The 21,203-nt window shown below is 60.7% G+C and carries 19 protein-coding genes and 1 pseudogene; 7 read left to right on the forward strand and 13 right to left on the reverse strand.

Annotated elements, in window-relative coordinates; all coding sequences use genetic code 11:
* The first annotated feature begins 126 nt into the window (after nt 1–126).
* The 4 genes from XcyCFBP4188_RS04065 to XcyCFBP4188_RS22485 are packed head-to-tail and all read left to right on the forward strand — an operon-like array spanning nt 127 to nt 3,377.
* A complete protein-coding gene (locus XcyCFBP4188_RS04065; protein ID WP_104591668.1) occupies nt 127–339 on the forward strand; it encodes a ribbon-helix-helix protein, CopG family in 213 nt (70 codons plus the stop codon).
* Nucleotides 336–674, forward strand: coding sequence for a hypothetical protein (locus XcyCFBP4188_RS22480; RefSeq protein ID WP_146094027.1), 339 nt, complete (start codon nt 336–338; stop codon nt 672–674). Before XcyCFBP4188_RS04065 ends, XcyCFBP4188_RS22480 begins: the two co-directional genes overlap by 4 nt.
* 29 nt (nt 675–703) lie before the next feature.
* On the forward strand, nt 704–1,756 hold the full coding sequence (locus XcyCFBP4188_RS04070; RefSeq protein ID WP_104591669.1) for a protein kinase domain-containing protein: 1,053 nt from the start codon (nt 704–706) through the stop codon (nt 1,754–1,756).
* The gene (locus XcyCFBP4188_RS22485; RefSeq protein ID WP_146094028.1) at nt 1,725–3,377 is read left to right on the forward strand and encodes a tetratricopeptide repeat protein; all 1,653 of its coding nucleotides are present in this window, start codon (nt 1,725–1,727) and stop codon (nt 3,375–3,377) included. The genes XcyCFBP4188_RS04070 and XcyCFBP4188_RS22485 overlap by 32 nt, the downstream gene beginning before the upstream one ends.
* A gap of 171 nt (nt 3,378–3,548) precedes the next feature.
* Here XcyCFBP4188_RS22485 and XcyCFBP4188_RS04075 read toward each other — a convergent pair whose 3' ends face one another.
* Nucleotides 3,549–4,379, reverse strand: a complete 831-nt coding sequence (locus tag XcyCFBP4188_RS04075) for a hypothetical protein (RefSeq protein ID WP_104591670.1) — start codon at nt 4,377–4,379, stop codon at nt 3,549–3,551.
* A gap of 443 nt (nt 4,380–4,822) precedes the next feature.
* Here XcyCFBP4188_RS04075 and XcyCFBP4188_RS04085 point away from each other — a divergent pair, with 443 nt between their 5' ends.
* The 3 genes from XcyCFBP4188_RS04085 (at nt 4,823) to XcyCFBP4188_RS04095 (ending at nt 6,957) form a co-directional block, all read left to right on the forward strand.
* The gene (locus XcyCFBP4188_RS04085) at nt 4,823–5,095 is read left to right on the forward strand and encodes an XAC0095 family protein (protein ID WP_104591672.1); all 273 of its coding nucleotides are present in this window, start codon (nt 4,823–4,825) and stop codon (nt 5,093–5,095) included.
* Complete coding sequence (locus XcyCFBP4188_RS04090; RefSeq protein ID WP_104591673.1) at nt 5,092–5,508, forward strand: SymE family type I addiction module toxin; 417 nt, start codon at nt 5,092–5,094, stop codon at nt 5,506–5,508. Before XcyCFBP4188_RS04085 ends, XcyCFBP4188_RS04090 begins: the two co-directional genes overlap by 4 nt.
* Nucleotides 5,509–5,847: 339 nt before the next feature.
* Nucleotides 5,848–6,957 carry a serine hydrolase domain-containing protein gene (locus tag XcyCFBP4188_RS04095; protein WP_104591674.1) on the forward strand — a complete coding sequence of 370 codons (1,110 nt, stop codon included), beginning with the start codon at nt 5,848–5,850 and terminating at the stop codon, nt 6,955–6,957.
* Nucleotides 6,958–7,222: 265 nt separating this feature from the next.
* Here XcyCFBP4188_RS04095 and XcyCFBP4188_RS04100 read toward each other — a convergent pair whose 3' ends face one another.
* The 12 genes and pseudogenes from XcyCFBP4188_RS04100 to XcyCFBP4188_RS04155 all read right to left on the reverse strand — a co-directional run bounded on the left by XcyCFBP4188_RS04100 (nt 7,223) and on the right by XcyCFBP4188_RS04155 (nt 21,147).
* Entirely contained in the window at nt 7,223–8,881 is a 1,659-nt protein-coding gene (locus tag XcyCFBP4188_RS04100) for a chemotaxis protein CheA (protein ID WP_055826896.1), read from the reverse strand.
* A gap of 2 nt (nt 8,882–8,883) precedes the next feature.
* The gene (locus XcyCFBP4188_RS04105; RefSeq protein ID WP_006450905.1) at nt 8,884–9,510 is read right to left on the reverse strand and encodes a protein phosphatase CheZ; all 627 of its coding nucleotides are present in this window, start codon (nt 9,508–9,510) and stop codon (nt 8,884–8,886) included.
* Nucleotides 9,510–9,902, reverse strand: coding sequence for a chemotaxis response regulator CheY (gene cheY, locus XcyCFBP4188_RS04110; protein WP_002813536.1), 393 nt, complete (start codon nt 9,900–9,902; stop codon nt 9,510–9,512). The genes XcyCFBP4188_RS04105 and cheY overlap by 1 nt, the downstream gene beginning before the upstream one ends.
* A 35-nt stretch (nt 9,903–9,937) precedes the next feature.
* Nucleotides 9,938–10,717 (reverse strand): RNA polymerase sigma factor FliA, encoded by a 780-nt coding sequence (locus tag XcyCFBP4188_RS04115; protein WP_104591675.1) that lies wholly within the window; start codon nt 10,715–10,717, stop codon nt 9,938–9,940.
* The gene (locus tag XcyCFBP4188_RS04120) at nt 10,714–11,598 is read right to left on the reverse strand and encodes a MinD/ParA family protein (protein ID WP_006451802.1); all 885 of its coding nucleotides are present in this window, start codon (nt 11,596–11,598) and stop codon (nt 10,714–10,716) included. The genes XcyCFBP4188_RS04115 and XcyCFBP4188_RS04120 overlap by 4 nt, the downstream gene beginning before the upstream one ends.
* Nucleotides 11,585–13,264 (reverse strand): flagellar biosynthesis GTPase FlhF, encoded by a 1,680-nt coding sequence (gene flhF, locus XcyCFBP4188_RS04125; RefSeq protein ID WP_104591676.1) that lies wholly within the window; start codon nt 13,262–13,264, stop codon nt 11,585–11,587. Before flhF ends, XcyCFBP4188_RS04120 begins: the two co-directional genes overlap by 14 nt.
* 780 nt (nt 13,265–14,044) lie before the next feature.
* A pseudogene (locus tag XcyCFBP4188_RS04135) lies at nt 14,045–14,377 on the reverse strand (FHIPEP family type III secretion protein); the annotation flags it as partial.
* Nucleotides 14,356–14,811: a hypothetical protein gene (locus XcyCFBP4188_RS04140; RefSeq protein ID WP_006449764.1), complete on the reverse strand. Its 456-nt coding sequence runs from the start codon at nt 14,809–14,811 to the stop codon at nt 14,356–14,358. The pseudogene XcyCFBP4188_RS04135 and the gene XcyCFBP4188_RS04140, both read right to left, overlap by 22 nt.
* Before the next feature lie 7 nt (nt 14,812–14,818).
* The gene (locus XcyCFBP4188_RS04145) at nt 14,819–17,686 is read right to left on the reverse strand and encodes a peptidoglycan-binding domain-containing protein (protein WP_104591678.1); all 2,868 of its coding nucleotides are present in this window, start codon (nt 17,684–17,686) and stop codon (nt 14,819–14,821) included.
* Nucleotides 17,687–17,712: 26 nt separating this feature from the next.
* Nucleotides 17,713–18,546 (reverse strand): ankyrin repeat domain-containing protein, encoded by an 834-nt coding sequence (locus XcyCFBP4188_RS04150; protein WP_110090235.1) that lies wholly within the window; start codon nt 18,544–18,546, stop codon nt 17,713–17,715.
* A gap of 175 nt (nt 18,547–18,721) precedes the next feature.
* Nucleotides 18,722–19,210, reverse strand: a complete 489-nt coding sequence (locus XcyCFBP4188_RS22490; RefSeq protein ID WP_139051556.1) for a hypothetical protein — start codon at nt 19,208–19,210, stop codon at nt 18,722–18,724.
* Between the two features lie 197 nt (nt 19,211–19,407).
* Nucleotides 19,408–21,147, reverse strand: coding sequence for a type IV secretory system conjugative DNA transfer family protein (locus XcyCFBP4188_RS04155; RefSeq protein WP_104591679.1), 1,740 nt, complete (start codon nt 21,145–21,147; stop codon nt 19,408–19,410).
* Nucleotides 21,148–21,203 lie beyond the last annotated feature (56 nt).

Here is a 21,203-nt window from a genome sequence, read left to right on the forward strand (position 1 = left end):
GCGCCACAGCAAGGGCCAAGGCTCAGCCGAGCGTGAGATTTGGCCATTTCGAAAAACGTTAACATTTCGGCCTATTTTTTATATAGAATCTGCGCACTCTCCACCGCAAACCACAGGTACCACGCCATGTCAACCTCTCTTTCGACGTTCAAGTTCGATCAGCGGCTCACCGACACTATTGAACAACTGAAGGACAGCCAGCATGCAGCCTCGAAATCGGAGATCGTCCGCAGAGCTATTGCACTCTTAAAGCTCGTGCAGGACGCCAAGGAGAACGGTGAGCGCTTGGTTCTTGTCACTGACGACGGCAAGAAAGAGCGTGAGATCGTTCTTCCATGACCAATACAGGCGATGGAGCGCCGCAGCGGGAGCGCACAACGATCCGCCTAGCTGACGCGGAGGGACTTGAACGCTCGTCGGTCTTGCTACTCGACGAGACTAAGAAACAGGGCAAGGCCATGGAAGCTCATGACATTGCCCGTCTCACGATGGCAAAAACGATTCTAGCCGCACTGGCGTTACTTACAGTTTTGACACTAGCGGCAATTATATTTGCACCTGAAACAAGGGTGACTCATGTCATGGAATTTTTCTCTTTCGTAAAGTCAGCAGTTCCCCCTCTGGTAACACTTGTGGCTGGGTTCTACTTTGGACAGTCGAATCGAAACGATTGAGGACATGAAATCTCGGAGGGGGAATTCAAATGATCGGGCCCGCAGAAAAATTATCTGGGAGGATTCTCAATGCAAGGTGGCTTGTGGCCGACCGCCTAGCACGAGATTCCGGTGATGATGCAATAAGTCGTTCAGCATGCTACCGCGCGGTTGCATCCGGCTCAGGCCAACAAGCCTTTATCAAAGCTTACGATTTTCGGCACGACGAATTAGCCGGAGACACCGAAAAGCTACAACGCATGGTTAGCGAGTTCAACAATGAAAAGCGTGTTCATGAGCATTGCAAAAGCAAGAAGCTGAGCCGAGTAACTCAGATTTATGACCACGGCGTAGAAATCATTGATGGCAAGCCAGTGCATTTTATCGTCTGTGAATGCGCCGATCGTTCTTTGAGAAGCTACCACCCGCCTGGCCAGGGTGATGTACCAGTATGGGAACGCCTTATAGCTTTGCGTCAAACTGCCTCAGCGCTGGTGCAACTTCACACTGCAGGCGTCGCCCACCAAGACATCAAGCCAAGTAATGCCGTTTACTTCGAGGATGGCAGGGTAAAGATTACTGACTTAGGAAGTGCATCATGCATACATCTGCCTGCACCTCCACATGACGAAGAACGTTATGTGGGTCAACCTAATTTTGCACCATACGAACTTGTTTACAGTAACGGAATTGATCCACAGTGGCAGCGCAGGCGATATGGATGTGATGTTTTTTTATTAGGCAACCTAATCTTCACCTCATTAGTCGGCGGATCAATTACTGCCCTCATGGTGCATGCAATTCCCCCGCAACTTCTCCCCGCCGCTTTTGATGGTCCATATCGCGAAGTAATACCTGACCTCGAGCGCGCTCACCTTCTGATTCCTGACTTCATTAACGAAGTGGCGCCAAAATGTATTGCGAACGATATCAATAAGCTAATCGAATCGCTCTGCCATCCTGACCCCAGGCTTAGGGGGCTAGGCTCGCTAAATGCGAATGGTGAGCGGAACTACGATCTCAATCGAGCTGTTGGGACTCTCAACACTCTCGCACTACGAGCAAAGCTGGATGCCACGCAAGAACTCGCTAATACGAAGTAAAGAGGTATGGGCAGGAAATTTACTTGCTGAACGAATTATGCTATCGCGATGGCGCTCACCAAGCGGTGCGGCAGCAGCCGGGGAGCGTAGTGGTAACTCAGAAGTGATGCAAACTAAAGCGCCAAACTCTGAGAAATGGCGTCGTGTTCTTCAGGAGGCTCACAAGCGCGAGGATCAAACAGCAAGCAGAGATCTTGCAGAAACAGATTATCTATTAGGCACAATTGGCGGGCCAAGCTGGAATGAATCCTTGGCCCCGCTGCAGCAGCTTTGGGATAAGGCAATTACACTGCAACATCTTGCAGAACATGGCCGTGCGCCCTTGGTAAATTCCAATCCTCAAGAAGTAGCTCGCGCATCTATCGGAAGAATTAGGCAACAATTAAACAAAAGCCAACGCCAGCCTCTTTTGTGGTCCGAGCTAGCGAGACACCACCTCATCCTTGGACAAGACAACCAAGCAATTAGCGCCATGACCTGTGCATTGCAACTGGCACGTGGACACGCGTATATAACAAGGGCCGCGGCGAGACTTTATGTCCACTTAGATAAGTCAGACGAAGCGCTTTCGATAATAAGACGCAATCCGCTGTTTCGGTCAGACCCTCGCCTAATGGCAAGTGAAATCTCCCTTTCTTCTGGCACACGAATTTCGGGTGCCTGGCATGCAGCTGCCCAGAGAATAATCACGAATTCGAACTATCGACCTTCGTTTGTAGGTGAGCTTGAGGCTGCCCTAGCCACTGTTGAGATGACCAACGGAAAACACAAACGTGCACGCACGTTATTTAGCTCCAGCATGGAGCATCCGTCTGAGAACTCATTAGCTCAAGCCCAATGGGCAAAAGAAAGAGATGCAAAAATAATAATACCTCCTAGTGCATGGAACGTCCCCGGCAGTGACGAAGCACGGGCGCTTGCAGCAAGAGTGGACCACAACTGGGATCTGGTTTTGAATGCGGCAGAAACATGGCTAGACGCGGAACCATTCTCTGCAGATCCAGCCGCAATGGCCTCGTTTGCGTCTTTCACGTTCGAGCAACAGCAAAGAGCAGAAATTATTGCAACTCGCGGACTAGCAGCCAATCCAGAAGATGCATTGTTGCTCAATAATAGGTCCGTTGCCCGAGCTTACCAAGGAAATACCAACGGGGCTCTTGATGACGTTCGCCGCGGGTTAGAAATAGCCCCTGCATCTGACAAAAATGACCCTGTGTTGTTCGCAACACTTGGCTTAACTGCATACCGGAGCGGCGACTCTCAGACGGGCCGCTCGTGCTACGCATATGCGATTCAAATTCTAGCCAAGGAACGACAACCGCGCGCGGCTGCATTGGGAGCATTGTTTTGGCTCAGAGAAGAATTTAGATCGGCCCCGGGTGCTAGTACAGATGAACTCTTTGAAGCGGTAAAAAAGGCTATCCCAAGGATCACCCGAGGAGCACCATCCCCAGAGATTGATTCCATGATGGAAGCGTTAGAGAGAGAGCGCGGGCAGTCCTCAATGCCGTTCGCTGAGCCAAGTTTCACTCACCTGCAAATCGCAGATCTGGCAGACAGATTTATGCCAGGCCGCGAACTAGACGTTCTGCCGATCCAGCCGGTGGTCGCACCTGCCTGATGACGAAATAACGGTTCAAATAACAGTTCCAGGTTCACTTCCACGAAATAACGGTTCCGAAATAACGGTTCCAGGTTCATTTCCATTGCAGCCCAGCCGTCGCCAAACAATCGCGCCCATACCGCCACGCGGCCTGCCGGGCGTGGACGAGGTGTCGGACTTGAGGTGCAACTAGCTGCCCGATTCGTCTTCGCGCATGGGTGGGTCGGAAAGCATCATCACGTCAGCGCCGATACGCGCACGAACGGATGCCTTGCAGTTGGGGCAGACGGTTGGCTTGAGAAGCTTGTCAGGGCCGAAGGGAACCATGGCCGTGCATTTGCAGAGAAGGCCGACGGCCGGAATCTTCTCGATCCGATGCTCTGGATCGTTCTTGATTGCGATGTAGCTGGCGTTGCACTTGGTGCTAGGGCAGAAGATTGCCTTGTCACCGGCTTGCTCTGCGGGCCCCAAGATCAACACTTGGCCGCACGAACATTTACTGGTGGCGATGTCTTTGGCTGCCGCTATCAAGGTTGAGGTCGCTACCTCTTCCAGCTCGGAAATCCAAAGCTGGAGCTTTTCCACCCTGGGGGGCCTGGTGCGCTGGTCCTTCTGGAGGTGGAGGTAGCTGCCCAGCGCGTTGTAGTAGGTGCGGAACTTTGACCAAGGGATGCGCTTTGCTTCGCCGATGGGCAAGAACTCTTGATCGCCAAACAACTTTTTCAAGTCGCTGGTTTCGAAGTTGAGGTCGTCTGGAGGCGGTGAAGTGGAGATGGAAAAGCTCGCCGTTTGATCGGAGTGTGGGTCGAATTGCGCCAGCATCCGGATGATCTGGTCAGGTCGCCACTCACGGGTAAGCTCCGCCGAAACCTCTTCTCCATATGCCGCCAAGTTCTGGTAGGCCACGGACTCGAAGCAGAATCGGAGTTCAAGCGCTGCATAGAGCAGTGAATGCTCGTTGCCAGTTGCGATAAGTTCTCTTGCCCGGGCCAGCCGGTCGGTGATGTTGTAGAGGGCCATCAAGGTAGGCTACTGGGGTTGGGGTGGCGCGTCATCACCGGCCTAATGCGTTGTGCTGCTGGGCTGCGGAAGGACCGTGATGGGGTCAGGTGCACTTATCAGGCAACGGCGTTCGGCTTGCCTGGCCCGTATGGAACCGCGCCAGCGGCGCACACAGCCGCGCGAGACCCGCCAGCGTGTCTTGACACGCCAGACCGTGTACTTGCAATCTAGTCCCAAGGAGCGTCGAAACTCCTCTAGTAGCGGTACCCACCTCCGTCAAACCGGTGGGTTTTTTGTGCCTGCATCCCGCAGGTACAAGCCGACGCAATGCCTGTGTCGGGAGGGCGGCTAATACAACACCCGCAAGGGGAATACGCCCGCCGGCTACTAGCGGTTTCGAACCTCCCGACATCCCGTCGCCGTTGGCGGCGGTTCTTGGGTTGTTCCAGGAGGGCGTTGCCATGTCTACCGCACCATCCGTGCCGGCATCGGTGCCGGGTTATCTGTTGCCAGCTTCCGCCCACAGCTTGCTGAGCGAGGTAGGCGAAGTGCTGCGCCGGCTGGCCGCACGCGCAGCCGTTGAGCAGGCCAGCGACGATCTTGCGCAGCAGTTGCTCAACCAGCCCGGCGTGTTGTCGCAGGCCTTGCATAGCCTTTCTGCACGCATCGACGTGGCGTTGCAGCAGTGCGTCGCTGCACCCAGCGCTACCCGCCGCCAATCGGAGGCGCCATGACACGCCACCTCCCACCCACCACATCTGCCAGCACGCGGCCCACCCGCACGCGTGCGCGCCCCACGCCGCCCAAGCGGGTGCAGTGGGTCGTTGTGGAACCCGACCGCACCAAGCTGCCACCGATGCTGCCGCCCGACCCGGACGCCTCCCCGCAAGGCCCCGGCACGCTACGCGCACCCCGCCGCGCCCGCCGCCCGCGCCAATGCACCGTCAGCTACACCCATTACCCCGGCGCCCACGACCATGCCGGCGACCAGCACGTGCCCCACGTCCGCCTCAGCGGCCTATGGCTGGAACAACTGGGCTTTGTCATCGGCACCAAGCTGCGCATCACCGCCAGCGAAGGGCAGCTGCTGATGGAGGTGTTGCCGCCGGTGGAGGTGCCGGCCAAGGCGCGCAGCGTGCGGCGATGATGCTGCGGCTGCCAGATCCCTTGCGATTGACCTCGGTGCTGCAAAAGAATGGGGTCAGATTCACTTAAGGAAGTCAACCTGACCCTGAGGTTTGGACCCGTTATTCGACAAATAGCTGCCATTGTTGAATGGCCGGGATTGGTGAAATGCGGAAAGGCTGGTTTCGAAGCAGCTAAAGCGATTCCCGCCGCTTAGCCGTATCACCAAACCGGCGAGAGATTTCTGTATTGCGAGGTGGCGACACCATACAACGTCGCGTATGCGGACAGGAAGCATCCGTCCGAATAGGGTGATAACCTTTGCATGGCTCAAACGCTGATGTTGGAGTGAGGAGTAAAAATGGTCGCCTCAATTAAACGCCGCACTGTTTTGGCTGCGGCATTATCCATGGCCCTGCCGATGCGTAGCTTTGCCAAACCCGGAATTGAAGCTGATAGCGTGTCCTCGGCCCTTCGCCGTCGCGTAGCCGAGGAAAAGCAGGGCACCGGGGCCGTATTGGGGGTGGTACGCGCAGGCGAATTGAAGACCTTCCACTACGGAACGGTTGGCCTAGGTAAACTCCAACAGCCGAATGATCGGTCAGTATTTCAGATCGCCTCGCTAACCAAGATATTCACGGCACTATTACTTGCTGATTGCGTTCAGCGGGGTGAAGTGAATCTCGTCGATCCGCTATCAATGTACATTGCAGTTCCTCCCGCCACCTTCGACGGGAATGAGATCACGCTTCTCGATTTAGCCACTCATACGAGTGGGCTACCACTTCGGCCATCCAGTCGCACCGGCCTCAGTCAAGACAACCCCTACGCCGGCTACACCGAGAGCGATCTTTGTGCTGATTTAGGTCGTGTTCGTCTCACGCGCTTACCGGGGTCGAGTTTTGAATACTCGAATTTTGACTACGCGTTATTGGGTTACGCGTTGTCACAGCGCCTTGGCAAAACGTATGCTGACCTCTTGCGAGCTCGCATTCTTGAACCGCTTCGTATGGACGAGACTACGCTTACTCTATCAACGGAGATGCAGCACCGGGAAATTTGGGGTTACGATGCGGACTTCCACTGGGCTCAACCCTGGGAATTTGGTGCGCTTGCGCCGGCAGGCGGCCTTTTTTCGACGGTGAAGGACCTGTCGAAATTCATGACACTTTGGACAAACAAAGAAAGCGGTCTCCTCTCGCGGGCAGCTTCAATGATGCTGACCGTAGATAGGCCCGGCGATAATACCGATACCAGAATGGGTATCGGCTGGCGGAAGGTCCACCCGGAAGGCCAGAGTATAGCTTGGAGCAATGGAAATGGCGGCGGCGTTCGTAGCTTCATGGGCTTCAACGCCGACACGCGCGTCGCCGCAATCGCGTTTATCAACAAAACATCGGGTTTGGGAGTTGACGATATCGCGCTTGGGATGCTTGCGCCACCTGGCTCGCATGTTCCCCCGTTTTTCTAAAACCCGGGCTGGTTTAAGATGCTTAAATATTAGCTGTAAATAACGGTTACAGGTTCACTTCCACGGCAGCCTGACCGTCGCCAAACCATCTCCCCCATGCCTGCGCGCGTAACGGCGTAGATCGGCAGCGATGCAGGTAGTGAAACGACAACGGCCGCAGTGCGCGGCCGTTGTCGTTAGATCAGGCAGCCAGGATCGTCTTGACGATTCCCGATTCCCGATTCCCGATTCCCGATTCCCAATCCCCAATCCCCAATCCCCAAAATCAATGATCGCTGGAGCGCAGCCCATCCACATCCAGGATCAGCGCCATGCGGCCGTCGCCGATCAAGGTGGCGCCGGCGTAGCCGGGCAGGCCGCGCAGGGCGCGCGGTAGTGGTTTGATCACCACTTCCTCGCGGCCGCGCACCTGGTCCACCACCAGGCCGAAGCGGGTTTCGCCGGCCTGCAGCAGTACCACGGTCAGTAGCGGCGGTTGCTCGGCGGGCACGCCCAGCCAGCGGCGCAGGTCGATCAGTGGCAGCGTGTGCGAGCGACGGTCCAGGACGGCGCGGCCGTCGAACCAGCCCAGCGAGGTCTGCGGTGCGTGCAGCACTTCGACCACGCGGGCCAGCGGCAATGCATAGACGGCTTCGCCGGCCTGCACCAGCAGGGTCGGCAGGATCGCCAGGGTCAGCGGCACGCGGATCATGAAGCGGCTGCCGCGGCCCAGTTCGGACTGAATCTGGATCTGCCCGCTGAGTTCGCGGATGCGCGATTGCACCACGTCCATGCCGACGCCGCGGCCGGAGATGTCGGTGACTTCGGCCTTGGTCGAAAAGCCCGGCATGAAGATCAAATGCAGGCACTCGTCGGTGCTCAGGCGGGCAGCGGCTTCGGCATCGATCAGGCCCTTGTTGCGGGCGATCTCGCGCAGGCGCTCGGGGTCGATGCCGGCGCCGTCGTCCTGGATCTCGATACTGACGTAGTCGCCTTCCTGCTGCGCAGACAGGCGCACATGGCCGCTGCGTGGCTTGCCGGTGGCTTCGCGCAGGGCCGGCGATTCGATGCCGTGGTCGATCGCGTTGCGCACCAGGTGCACCAGCGGGTCGGCCAGGGCCTCGACCAGGTTGCGGTCCAGTTCTGTTTCGGCGCCGATCAGCTCCAGTTCCACTTCCTTGGACAAGGTGCGCGCGACATCGCGGGCCACCTTGGGGAAGCGCGAGAACACCTTGCTGACCGGCTGCATGCGGGTACGCATGACCGCGGTCTGCAGGCGGGCAGTGGCGATATCCAGCACGCTGACCGCGCGATCGAGTTCTTCATCGCGCAGGCGGGTGCGCAGGGTCTTGAGACGATTGCGCGAGAGCACCAGTTCGCCGATCAGGTTGACGATGGCGTCCAGGCGCTTGGTGTCCACGCGCACGGTCTGTTCGGCTTCGGCACCTTTTGCGGCGGCTTTGGGTGCGGCTTTGGCGCCGGGTGCCGGTGCATGGCCGTCGTCATGGGCAGGTGTGGCCACCGCAGCCAATGCGGCTTTGGGCGCGGCCTTGACCGCCGGCGGGCCGCTCTTGGCATCGAACTGCGCAATCAGCGAGGCCGGTGCATGCGGCACGGTTTCGCCCGAGCCCATCGCATCCAGCATGGCCTGCAGATAATCCAGCGACTGCTGCGCGGCATCGAAGTGATGCGCCTGCAACACCGCCTGGCCGGAGCGTGCCATGCCGAGGGTTTCTTCAGCGGCGTGGCACAGCTCCACCATGGGCTTGATCGCCAGAAAGCCGGCGCCGCCCTTGAGCGTGTGGAAGCCGCGGAACACCGCGTTGAGCTGGTCGGCTTCGTCCGGTGCCTGTTCCAGCGCGACCAGCTGTTCGCCGAGGCGATCCAGGATTTCCTGGGCCTCGACGATGAAATCGGCAGCAATATCGTCTGGAACAGCACTCATGGTTACAACCCCAATCCGGACAGCAGGTCGTCGGCGTCGTCTTGCGACACCGCGTGACGGTCCAGGCCCTTGACTGCAGGACCGGCAAGACCGCCGTCGTCTTTCTTCGGCTCGGTGCTCTTGGGCGGCAGGCCGAGCGCACCGAAGCCTTCGTGCACGCGCCGCACGATACCGGCCACGCGACGGATGATCTGCCCGCTCAGGTCCTGGTAGCTCTGCGCCAGCGACAGCTCGGTCAGGTTGTGGCGCATCTTGTCCATCAGCGCGCCCTGGTCCTGATTCAGACCGCCGTCGCGCAGCTGGTTGGCCAGCTCACGGCATTCTTCGACCAGATCCAGCGTGCGATGGCTGGCCTTTTCGGTCATTTCCACCACGTGGTCCAGGCGCGAACACGCATCGTCCAGTTCGCCGGCTTCTTCGGGCACGGTGGGCAATTCGCCCAGCGCCTGACCGAGTTCGCGTGCGAGCCGGCTCAGGCCCTGCATCATCGGACGGGTGCGCAAGGCGGCGAGGTGGTCGACCTCGCGCTTCCAGGCGGCTTCGTCACCGCTTTCCAGTGCGTCGAGCGCGCCCTGCAGGCGGTCGATCAACGCGGCGCGTTCGGCATTGGTTTCCACGGTGGCGTTCATCAGGCGGTCGCCGCCAGACGTTCGAACACCTTGCCCAGCTTTTCTTCCAGCGTCTGCGCGGTGAACGGCTTGATGATGTAGCCGTTCACGCCGCACTGCGCCGCTTCGATGATCTGCTCGCGCTTGGCTTCGGCGGTCACCATCATCACCGGCAGGTGCTTGAGCTTGGCGTCGGCGCGGATGTTGCGCAGCAGGTCGATGCCGGTCATGCCGGGCATGTTCCAGTCGGTGACCACGAAATCGAACGGGCCGGCCCGCAAGGCAGCCAATGCGCTGTTGCCGTCTTCGGCCTCTGCGGTATTGGTGAAGCCCAGATCGCCCAACAGATTCTTGACGATACGTCGCATCGTCGAGAAGTCGTCCACGATCAAAATCCGCATGTTCTTATTCACATCAAGCTCCTAACACTAAAAAATGCGCGAAAAAATTATTCGTCAATTTCGACACCGGCATCGGCCAGTTCGAAGACCTTGAGGCGGCCGCGCAGACGCACCACTGCCTGGCCATGGATCTGGCACACGCGCGATTCGCTGACACCGAGCACGGCGCCGATTTCCTTCAGGTTCAATTCCTGTTCGTAGTACAGCGACAGCACCAGCTGCTCACGCTCGGGCAATTGACCGATGGCCTTGCCCAGCTCGCGGCCGAATTCGCCACGCTCCATCATCTGCTGCGGGTTGGGGCCACCCTTGGCGGTGGTGTCCAGCTCGCCGTGATCTTCGATCCGCGACTCCAGGCTCAACACCTGGCCGCGGGCGGCATCTTCCATCAGACGCAGGTAATCGGGAAGCGGCATTTCCATCGCGGCGGCCACTTCGGTGGCGGCGGCGGCACGGCCGGTGTGCTGCTCGATCTTGCGCACCGCAGCGGCGGCGTCGCGGGCACGGCGGTGCACCGAACGCGGTACCCAGTCGCCTCTGCGAATCTCGTCGATCATCGAGCCGCGGATACGGATCGAGGCATAGGTTTCGAACGAGGCGCCCTGGTCGGAGTCGTAACTGCGCGAGGCTTCGATCAGGCCGATCATGCCGGCCTGGATCAGGTCGTCCACTTCCACGCTCGCCGGCAGGCGCGCGGCCAGATGGTGGGCGATGCGGCGCACCAAATCGGCATGCTGGGTGACGATGTCGTTGGCGTTGGCGTTGTTGCGTTGCACTGCACGGTACTGCGCGGTGGCCGTCGTTGCGGTAGCGGTAGCGGTGCTCATGCGGCGACCCCCCGTTGAATGATGCGTTCGACAAAGAACTCGACGTTGCCGCGCGGCACCGTGGGTGCCTGCCAGCGCGAGGTACGCCGCGCGATTTCTGCGATGGCCAGCGCCGACGGACTGGCGGGGTAGGCCTTGATGACGGGTTGCTGACGCTGCACCGACAAACGCAACCAGTCGTCCTGCGGCACGTGGCCGAGGTAGTTCAGCGACACGTCGCCGAGGAATTTTTCGCAGACCCGCGACAGCTTGTCGTACAGCAGGCGGCCTTCGTTGGGGTCGCGCACCATGTTGGCGATGATCTGCAGACGGTCCACGCCGCGTTCGCGCGAGAGCACCTTGATCAGCGCGTAGGCGTCGGTGATCGAGGCCGGTTCGTCGCAGACCACCACCACAGTGTCCTGGGCGGCCTGGCAGAAGGTCAGCACGCTGTCGGTGATGCCGGCGGCGGTGTCGATGACCATCACGTCCAGGTCGCGTTCCAGTTCGGAGAACACGTTGACCAGGCCGATGTGCTGGGCCGGGGCGAGTTCGGCCATGTGGCGGCGACCGGAGGCGGCCGGAACCACCAACACGCCACCCGGGCCTTCGATGATCACTTCGTCCAGCGTGCAGCGGCCGGCGATCAGGTCGGCCAGGGTGTACTTGGGCGACAGGCCCAGCACCACATCCAGGTTGGCCAGGCCAAGGTCGGCGTCGAGCAGCAGGGTGCGCTTGCCCATCTCGGCGAGGGCCACGGCCAGGTTGGCGGAAATGTTGGTTTTACCCACGCCGCCCTTGCCACCGGTCACGGCAATGGTGCGCACCGGGCCCAAGGGCTCGGGACGGGTCGCCGTCAGGGGGAAGGCGTTGGTCAGCTTGGCGTATTCACGCGACTGCATGGTTGTGCTCCGGAGTACAGGGCTTATCGGCAGCGCGCCGCAAATCTTCAAGGCGAAGAACGAGACTGGCGGCATTGGCGCGGTGCAGGTCGTCGGGGACCCGCTGTCCGTCAGTCACCCAGGTGATGGGCATTTGGTGGTCGACCACCACCGACAAGGCGCTGCCGAAGCGGCCGGTCTCGTCGAGTTTGGTCAGCACCACGCCTTGGGGCTTGGCGTGGGCGAAGCGGCGTACGACCTCGTCGAGGTCGGAAAAATGGGCATTGGCCGGCAGCACCAGCAGCGAGGTGACCTGGTGCGCGGCGCGCAGCCAGTTCAGCTGCGCGGCCAGGGCGCGGTCGCGCTGGCCCATGCCGGCGGTGTCGATCAACACCAGCTTGTAGTCGCGCAGGCGCTCGAGCAGTTCCAGCAGGCTCTCGGCGCTGTCGGCCTCGTGCACCGCGATGCCGAGCTGACGGCCGTAGCTGTGCAGCTGCTCGCGGCCGCCGACGCGCTGGGTGTCGGTGGTGACCAGGGCCACGTCGCGCGGGGCGTGCTGGGCGGCGAAGCGCTGCGCGAGCTTGGCGATGGTGGTGGTCTTGCCGGCACCGGTCGGGCCGACCAGGGCGATCACGCCGCCGCGTTCCAGCGGGTCGACCGGGGCCACCGGCAGACGCTTGGACAGCAGGCCCAGCATCAGCCCGCGGCCGCGGTGCAATTCGGTATCGGCCGGGATCTGCAGGGCCACGTCGCGGATCAGACCGGCGTCGAAGCCGTAGTCGTCCATCAGCTCCAGGGCCTGCGCACGCACCGGGGAGCCACGCAGCCGCTCGTCGGTGAGGCGGTTCATTTCGCGCTCGATCATCTGACGCATCAGCGCCAGCTCACCGCGCAGCTGCTTGAGTTCTTCGTCGTTCTGCGGCACCGGGGCGGCGGCGACCGGCACCGCGGCCAGGGCGACCGGGGCGGCGACCAGCGGCGGCAATGCGGCCGGCGGCAGGATCTGCGGCAGCGCGTCGTCCATGTCGAAGCCGTCGTCGTCCTGCTCGTCGTCCTGCCCGTAAGAGGCGTGGGTGGCGAGCGCGGCGGCCATGATCGGTGTGCGTGCCTGCACCGGGGCAGCGTGCACCGGAGCCTGTACCGGGGCGGTGGTCAGGAAGTCGGCGAACAGCTGTTCCGGCACTGCCGACAGCGCGTGTTCCTGGCGCGGTGCGGCGGCAACTGCAACGGCGTGGGCCAGTGCCTGGGCGGCGGCAGACGGGGCGGCGGCAGTCCGTACCGGTGCGGCGACCGGCGCCGAGCGCGGCACGTTGACCGGCTGGCGCAGCGCCATCGCGGCGATCATGTCGTCTGCGGCGCTGGCAACACGTTGACGCTGGCTGCTGCCGGTGTCGCCGGCCGGCTTCAGCGGGGCGTGGAACGGCGCGGCCGGCCTGGCCGGGGCCTGCTGGGCCGGCGCATGCTGGGCAGGCGCCTGTTCGATCTGTGCCGCAGCTGCCGGAGTCTCGGAGCGCGCGGTTTCCAGAGCGCGCTGCACGAGTTCTTCGTCGTAGTTGCTGGCAGCGACGATCTCGATGCCTTCGGCGGTACGGCGGTTGGACAGGATCACTGCGTCCGGGCCGTGTTCTTCACGCACCATGCGGAATGCGGTGCGCATGTCCGGGGCAACGAAGCGTTTGATTTTCATGCGAAGTGCCTCCAGGAACGGGACCCGCCGGACGCCGGACGGGTGCGCGATGAATGTGGGTGTGTTGCCAGCGTCATGAGTTGCCTGTCCCGTTCGGTTGTTCCAAGTGCTGCTGCTCGCCCCGCAGCGATCAAGCTGACTGCGGTCTCGCCAGAGCTAATGCACGCGGCGTGCCAAAACGCGGTGCCGGTGTTCCGGCGCGGGGATCAACGGGTTGGGGACGGGGCGGACGCGGTGCGTCCTGCCCAGGCGCAAGATTTCAAGTCAATGGATTGATTGACTTTTTTCCGGGAGCGCGGTGCGTTGGCGTCTGCGTGCGGACGGATGCGCTGGCGGGCCGGACGTTGCGCCTGGGGCGTTCGGAAAGCCTCGAAACGGCCAGCGTCGTGCAATCGATTGGAGGTTTGGACGAGTGGCGGCTTTCCGACGCGGTGGTCGGGCGCCTGTCTGCAGCGAGAGGGCCGGGCGTGGGTGGGTTCGTAGGAGCGCACCTGGGCGCGATGGGCCATCTAGGTAAAGCCCTCGCGCCCAGGTGCGCTCCTACAGGTGTCGGCGACCTTGCCTGGTCCGCAGCATGTCATCCGGCGTGTTGTAGGAGCGCACCCGGGCGCGATGGGCCCTCCCGGTAACGCCCTCGCGACCAGGGTCGCTCCTACCGTGATGTCAGCAAGCTTTCCTGGTCCGCAGCATGTTGCGTGTCGTAGGAGCGCCCTTGGGCGCGACGGGCCGTCCCGGTACAGCCCGTCGCGCCCGGGTGCGCTCCTACGAGGTGCGTCAGCCTCAGCTGATCGTGCCGACCAGCTTCAGGCGCTTGTCTTCCGGCACTTCGCTGTACGCCAGGACCGACAGGGTCGGCACGCTGTGGCGGACCAGGCGGGCTAGCGCGGCGCGGACCTGGCCGGGTACCAGCACCACCGCCGGTTCGTTGCGGGCCTCCTGCTTGCCGACGCAATCGGCCAGGCTTTGGTGCAGGCGCTCGGCCAGGCCGGGTTCCAGGGCCACGCCGTTGCCGTGGGTGGATTCCTGCAGCACGCTGCCGAGCAACTCAGCCGATGCAGGCGCCCGGCGTCGCCTGGTGACTGCGCAACGCGTCAGTCGTGGTCTGGTCGCTGCCCCTTGCGGGCCTTGGCGACATCTTCAATGAAGGTGCTGAAGTGTTCGATGACCTGCTGCCAGGCGTTCAACGCAGTCTGCTTCAATTCCGCATCGCCCAGCGGCGCGGCTTCGTCGAACTGAGAATCCGACCGGTGCGTCACATTGCTCTGCCAGGTGCGCAGCAGCAGTTCGGGGTCGGGATGGGTGACGATCAGCATCTGCAGCACGAAATCCATCGCCTGGAAATGTTGCCCATACGCCACATTCTGGGTCGTGATCGAACGGAACGGTTCGTTGAGCCAGAGCGACTCCAGCTCTGGCGGCTCTGGCTGCTGCGTCGCATCGCCATGCGCATCGATGACGCGATTGAGGGAAAGTCCAACCTGCCGCTGCAACTCTTCCACGGCGTGTTGTCTTCGGCGTTCTTGCCAGCGCTTGAATGGATTCATCATCACGCGATTATCCCATGACCGGTCCCGTCTCGCTCGGCGCATTCTGTTTTGCCTGCGCCATCGCCTCCTGTTGCCGTGCGGTCTCCAGGGTCTGTGCCTGCACGTCCTGCATCGTGGCCTGGATGGACGGTGCCGGTTCGGCGAGCGACATCTTCGTGCGCGCGGTGAGGTCGTCGTAGTTCTGCGCGTAAAAGGTGTCGTTGACCACATCCACCCGTCCCTGCCAGCCGGGCTTGAAGCCCCCAAGGTAGACCGCGGCGGTGACCTGGGTGAGACGGTCTTCCGGCAGCGGCGTGCCTTTGTCTTCCAAGCGGCTTTTCACGTCCGCGTACAGCGCATGGCCGGGGTGCGCGGGGTCGCTGAAGGGGCGCAGGGTGGGCGGCTGCTGGTCACGTGCAGGGCTGTCGATGGCGCTCGACGCCTGCTCCTTGTCGCGCTGGGTCTCCCGGGTTTTTTCCTGCTCGGTCAGCCGCCCGCGCTCCTGTTGCAAGGACTGCTCCTGTTGCAACTGCCATTGGTGGTGTTGTTCCAGCGCATGTTGCTGTTGTTGCGTGTGCAGCCCTGATTGCTCCTGAGTCTGGGCTGTTGTTGCGACCTGCGCCGTCGCAGGCGGGAGCATCGCGCCGCGCGTTGCATCATGCAACGGGGGCGCACCGTGCCCCGGCGCCATGTCGCGCTGGGCGATGGCATCGTCGGCATGCTGCTGTACTGCCGCGCGCGTAGCGCGGTCGGCAATGCCATTGACCTCATCCATGCCGTGCATCAACTGGAACGCCTGCACGCCGCGCTCGGTCTGCTGGTCGTAGAGGCCGGTGATCTCAATCGGCGTCTTGACCCGCGCGTTGATGCCGAGCTGGATCAGGCTGGCCTGCAGCGCCAGCACCTCGGTGCCGCGGTCGCCCGGGCGTAATGCGGCATCTTTCGCTTGGGCTTGGGCAGGTGAGGTTTGTTCGGGTGCGGCCTGCTCGCGGGCCTTATGCTCGATGCTCTGAATGTGGTCATCCATACTCGGCACCACCGTTTCGGTCATCAGGTGCCGCTCGGTGGCTTCACTGAAGCTATCGGCGACGTGGTCTGCAAGCATGCCAGTCCTGGCCAGATTGATCAGGCCCTGCACTGTCATGGGGTTGTGAATCGCAGCAGTGCCGACCACGGCCGTCACCGCACCGGCCTGTTTGGCATAGAGCTCAGGCGCCTGCGCCGAGATCGCTTGGGCATACCGCCCCGTCGTATCCAGCGCCGCATTCGCACTGATGCCCACAGCGGCTAGCGTGTCGTGCTCGGCCTGGCCGACTTGCTTGGCGGCTGCTCCCAACGCGTTGGCAGAATCGTGGGTGCGCTGACGAATCTGCTGTGCGTGCCCGGCTGCATCCTGCACCGCCTGCGCTGCCTCCGCGTGACCCTGTCGCTGTGCGGCCGCACCGGCCTGCGCCAGACGTTCGGCCTGTGCATTGGCCTGCTCGCTCAATCCCTGCGGCAACATTCCGCCAAGGCCGCGCAAGGCGGCTGCGCCCAACGAGGCCGCTTCGCTTTCCACTTGCCCCTGCAAACGCTCGGCACCGGCTTGCGCCTGGCCCAGCGCCTGCCGACCCTTCGCAGCCAGTACACCGACCTGCTCCACGCTCAGCGCCGCCGCCGCGCCCAGCACCTGGGTCGTGCCCTGGCGCACCCGCGCGGCGGCCTGTGCCGCGTTTTGGGTCAGGTCGCCGGAGGCGTCCAGCCCCTGTCCGGCCAGCTGCCCCGACTGCGCCACCACACTGCCCAGGTTGCGACCCAATCGCGCGCCTTGCGAAGTGAGATACACCGCATCCAGCGCCGGGCCGGCGAAGTTGGAGACGTCCTGCAACGACAGCAGCGCCGGACGATCTACGATGCCCTCGCCAGTGGCGGCGTGTTGCCTGGCCGCCAGCAGCGGCTGTGCCTGACCTGCGGCCAGCGGCAGCTCGCGCAGCAGTTGCGCGGTGTCGGCTTGTTGCAGCCGGTCCAGGAAGGCATGCACCGAGGGCTGCGCATAGCGCGGCACCCCGGCATCGAGCTGGCTGGCCAGCAGCTCTTTGCCTTGCGGCAGCTCCTTGAGGATGGTGCTGGTTTCCTTCAACACCGCGCCCAGTTCTTCGCGCCGGAACGCGTCCAGCCGGTGGATGTTCTGCTGGATGCCGTCGTTGAGCACTTCGCCGGCCACTTGGTAGGCGATCACGGTTTTTTGCGTGTCGTAAAGCTGTAGCCCGTTTTCCTGTGCGAAGCGCTGCGCGGTAAGTGGATGCAGGCCAGCGGCGTTTAGGGTGGTGGTGCGCATGCCGGTGACCGCGGCAGCGGCAGAGGCCATGCCGCCGCCTAAGGAGTGGCCGGCGAGGTCGAAGTCGAGCCGTTGGGCTTTTAGCGTCGATGCCAATTCCATCGCACGGTCGTAATAGTCCGTTTTCAGGCCCACCGATTGCGGGAAGTTGTTGGCGATGAAATCTTCGCTGCCGGTGTCGCGCAGGCCGTCTGGCGTCAATACCTCGCCGGCCGATCCCTTGAAGACCAGGGTCGGTTTGTAGCCTGGTCCCAGGATCGCCGGGTCCGGGAGGTAGATATCGGCGCGGAAGCCGGAGTTATCCGGCTTCAAGAGATCTCTTATCTGGTCGTTCGTCAGGTTCAGCTGCGAAGCGTACTCGCGCAGCTTGTCGGGATGTTCGCTGGCCCGAATCCATCCGGCATCCGGCCGTCCTTCACCTTTGGCCGAGTCGTAAACATCGTCGGCCAGCCCCGCCATCTCGCGAGCGTAATACAGCTGATTCAGCTGCATGGCTTGCTGCTGGGTTTCAGGGGCGTCGCCTGCACGCAGTTGCTCCAGCAATGCGCGTTGTTGTTGGTGTTTTTCGAGAGTGGGCATCTGAAACTTCCTTCTTCAGCGGTCGATCAAAGGAGTGGGATATCTTTTTCTTCGGAGGGGAAGCCGAAGGCTTTGCGCATGCTGCGGTAATTTTCGGGTAATGGTGGTCGCTTGATGCCATGTTGCAATAACCACTGTTGGCACTTGCGTTGCCAGGTTGGGTCGTCCGGATTGCCGGGATGCCAAAAAACTGCCTCAATTACATATTCATTGGAAGCATCGGCGCCATGCTCAAAGAGCCAATGGACTTGCTGAAAGCCACCGCGAGTCGCGTACTGGAAAACGATAGGCTGATTGCGCGTTTTACCGTTCACATCTGCCCCGCGCTCTATCAGTAGTTTCACGTTCTTCCATTGACTCTGTGTAATGAAAGCTTGGAAAAGAAGGGTCTCACCATTGGAATTGCGCGCATTCGGATCGCCGCCATGATCGAACAATAGCTTCAGATAAATAGGATCCTCCTGCTTGGCCGCCCACACCATCGCGTTGTCCTTGTAGCGCCCTTTGAATCGTGTTGTGTTCTGTTGGGGATGCAGCTTGCGCGCATTCGGGTCGGCCCCATTTTCCAGCATGGCACGTAAGCCTTCCGGGTTATGCGTCATGATCGGCCACATCAACAGCGGATAGCCGTCGGTAGAGAAGATCACGTCGGGATCGACGTGTTCCTCCTTCATCAAGCGCCGCACTTCCTTGACATTGCCATACTCGGCCGCCAATGCCAGCGCCTGTGCCTTGGGATCGGGAAAATACGAAGGCAGCGGGTACGCGGACTGCTGCGCGGTGGCAGGCAGCGACACACCACCGCAACCGGCACAGGCCAGCAACACCGACAGCAACAACACACGCAGAAGACTAGACACATCGCATCCTTATGGCGCGGCGAGGGCGTAGGCACGCCAGCGGGAAGCTGCACGTATCGCTACCATAGACCTTGTAAGTGACCTGAGCGACTATGCCGTCAAGGTTACGGAGCAATCGCTTGCTTCGCCCTGTATGCATACCAGTATTTCAGATGTCAATGCCAAGAATAAAAAATTATAACTTCCCTTGCTGGACATCCTTATGTGTTCTTCCATGAATTGTATGAATGAAGTGAATTGAATAAATTCCAACCAAAGTTCCTGCTGGAGCTAAAAGGCAGCTTAATGCGGAAATTAATTTGAGTGATTTTGGTTTTTTGAAGCGATATAAGGCTCCTGCCGTTACTGTTAGTGTGACGGCAGAAATCACTCCATATGCCATTGCTACGAAGAGGCATGCTGGGCGAAAGAGATAAGGGATAAGGCCGAGGCCCCATGTGATCCAGATACCAAGCTTTTCGCTTTCGCTTAGATTGAGTCGCCAATTAAGCCACTCTGTCCATGCCCAGAGTGTAATGGCAAGTTGACATGTTGCAGCTAGCAAGTAAAGCCACGCAATGCGTCTAGCCTTTTCTCGTGCACCAAGTGCCCAAACGGCAGCATCTGGCAGGTGTGGCTGTTTTGATGAAAGTGGTGGGGCAATGGGGCGATCTGGCTTATTCATAAGATCTTTCCCGGTTTGAGTGGGATGTTGTATGCGTTGATCTTCATGTGCGGTGCAACATCAGTCTGGCGGCCAGTAGCATGATGTATGCTATTAAAATGTAATTACATGTTCGAAAATACTGCTGCAGTTTCATCCTTATAAGCAGGGCAAGTCGCACAGAAAAATATGTGCTAATGCCCCGCGCTGTGTTGTGATTAAGATTTAACCGCTGCTTGGTCGAGCGCCAGCGCAGGCACCGCTACCGGGTCCATGATGCGGCTCTTCAGCAGCTTGTCCTTGAAGAACCAGTTCTTTTCGCAGCGGATCGGCTTGCTGCCTTCGAAGAACAGCAGCTCATCGTTGCCGGGCAGTTCCTTGATTTCCTGCGGAAGCATCAAGGCGCGGCGTTCTTCGGTGTAGTTGTAGGACACGTTGCTTCCGCCACCGCCCTTGCTTGTCGAGCGGTGTTGTTTGCGGATGGTGCGGTAGCCCAGCATGTCGCTGTAGGCATTGGCGTCTTCCTGCTCGCGCGGGGTGAAGGCGATGCTGGCGGCGTGGTTGGTGATGAAGTTCTGGGCATCGTCGGGGCCATAGGTGGCGCGCAACTGCGACTGGCTCTGGATGATGCACAGATCGCGCACGCCATAGCTGGCCGAGATCGAGATGCGCTTGGCCCACACATCGACCCGGCCCATGGCGGTGAACTCGTCCATCAGCATCAGCATCTGATACTTGAGGGTGGGTTCTTCGTTGAGCTGTTTGTCCAGATTGTTGCCGATCACCGAGCTGAAGAAGATGTTGAGCAGCTTGCTGCTCTCGTCCAGCTTCTGGGTCGGGATGATCACGTAGACGGTGGTGAGCCGTTTGCGGATGGCGGTGACGTCGATGTCGGTGGCATTGGTGGCCGCCGCCAGGATCGGGCTCAGGAACTGCTGCAGCGGCGCCTGCATGGTGGCCATGACCGAGGAAAAGGTCTGCTCGGCCAGGCCTGCCAGTGCGCTGAAGGTAGAGCGTGTCTGTGGGCTGATGTATTGGAAATTCTTATGTGTAATGATTTTTTTCAGCAGATCGGATGTGCTTTCGCCACTGCCCCCACCGGTGGAAAAGCGCAGGATGCGTTCGAAGCTGGGAAACACCTCGCTGGTATTGGGGTTTTCCACGCCAGGGAATCCTGTGCTTCGCATGTCGTCCCAGTTCTCGAACATGAAAGAAGCGAACGCCACGAACGCGGCACGCGGCTGGGTCACCCAGAAGCTGTCTTTGCCGGGTTCGTCCGGATACATGATCGCGGCCATGGTCTGGATGGAGGCGATGCGCTCGCGCGGATCTTCCGGCACCAGCGTCAGTGGATTGAAGCGATGCGTTCTGCCGTCGGTGGCATAGGGCGCCCAGACGTAGATCTGTTGACCCTGCGAGGCCCGGTACCCGCTGGTGGCCTTGAACAATTCGCCCTTGAGGTCGAGCACCACCATGGACTGCTGGTAGGTCAGCAGCACGGGGATGGCAATGGAGGTGGTCTTGCCCGAACGGGTGGGGGCCACCACGATCACATGCAGCGCACCGTTGATGTAGATGGAGCGGCCCTTGAGCTTGCCGACCAGGATGCTTTCCGGCTTTTTGTCGAGCATGCCGGCTTTTTTCAGATCCGCGACGGTGGCAAAACTGGCTTCTCCGTGCAGGGATTCCTTCTTGGTCTTGAGCATCGGGATCAGCAGCAGCGCCCAGCCCAGTAACGGCAGACCGAAGCCGATGATGCCGCTGATCTTGATGCGCAGGACGTACGGCTTTACCTGCGGTAGATCGAGCGCTCTCCAATACTCGAGATAGGTCGTCGCCTTCAGAGGCACCTGCAGTTTCAGCAACATCAGCGTCATGAAACCGGATAAGTACACCCCGGCGACCAATGCGAGGATCAACATGATCGCTGCAAGCCCCGCCTTTCCCTTATTACTCATGCGTCCATCTCCATGTGTGACTGCTCCTCGCACGCGCACAGGCAGTGACCGGGATG

Source organism: Xanthomonas hortorum pv. cynarae (assembly GCF_002939985.1).
In the GTDB taxonomy this organism is placed as follows: domain Bacteria; phylum Pseudomonadota; class Gammaproteobacteria; order Xanthomonadales; family Xanthomonadaceae; genus Xanthomonas; species Xanthomonas hortorum_D.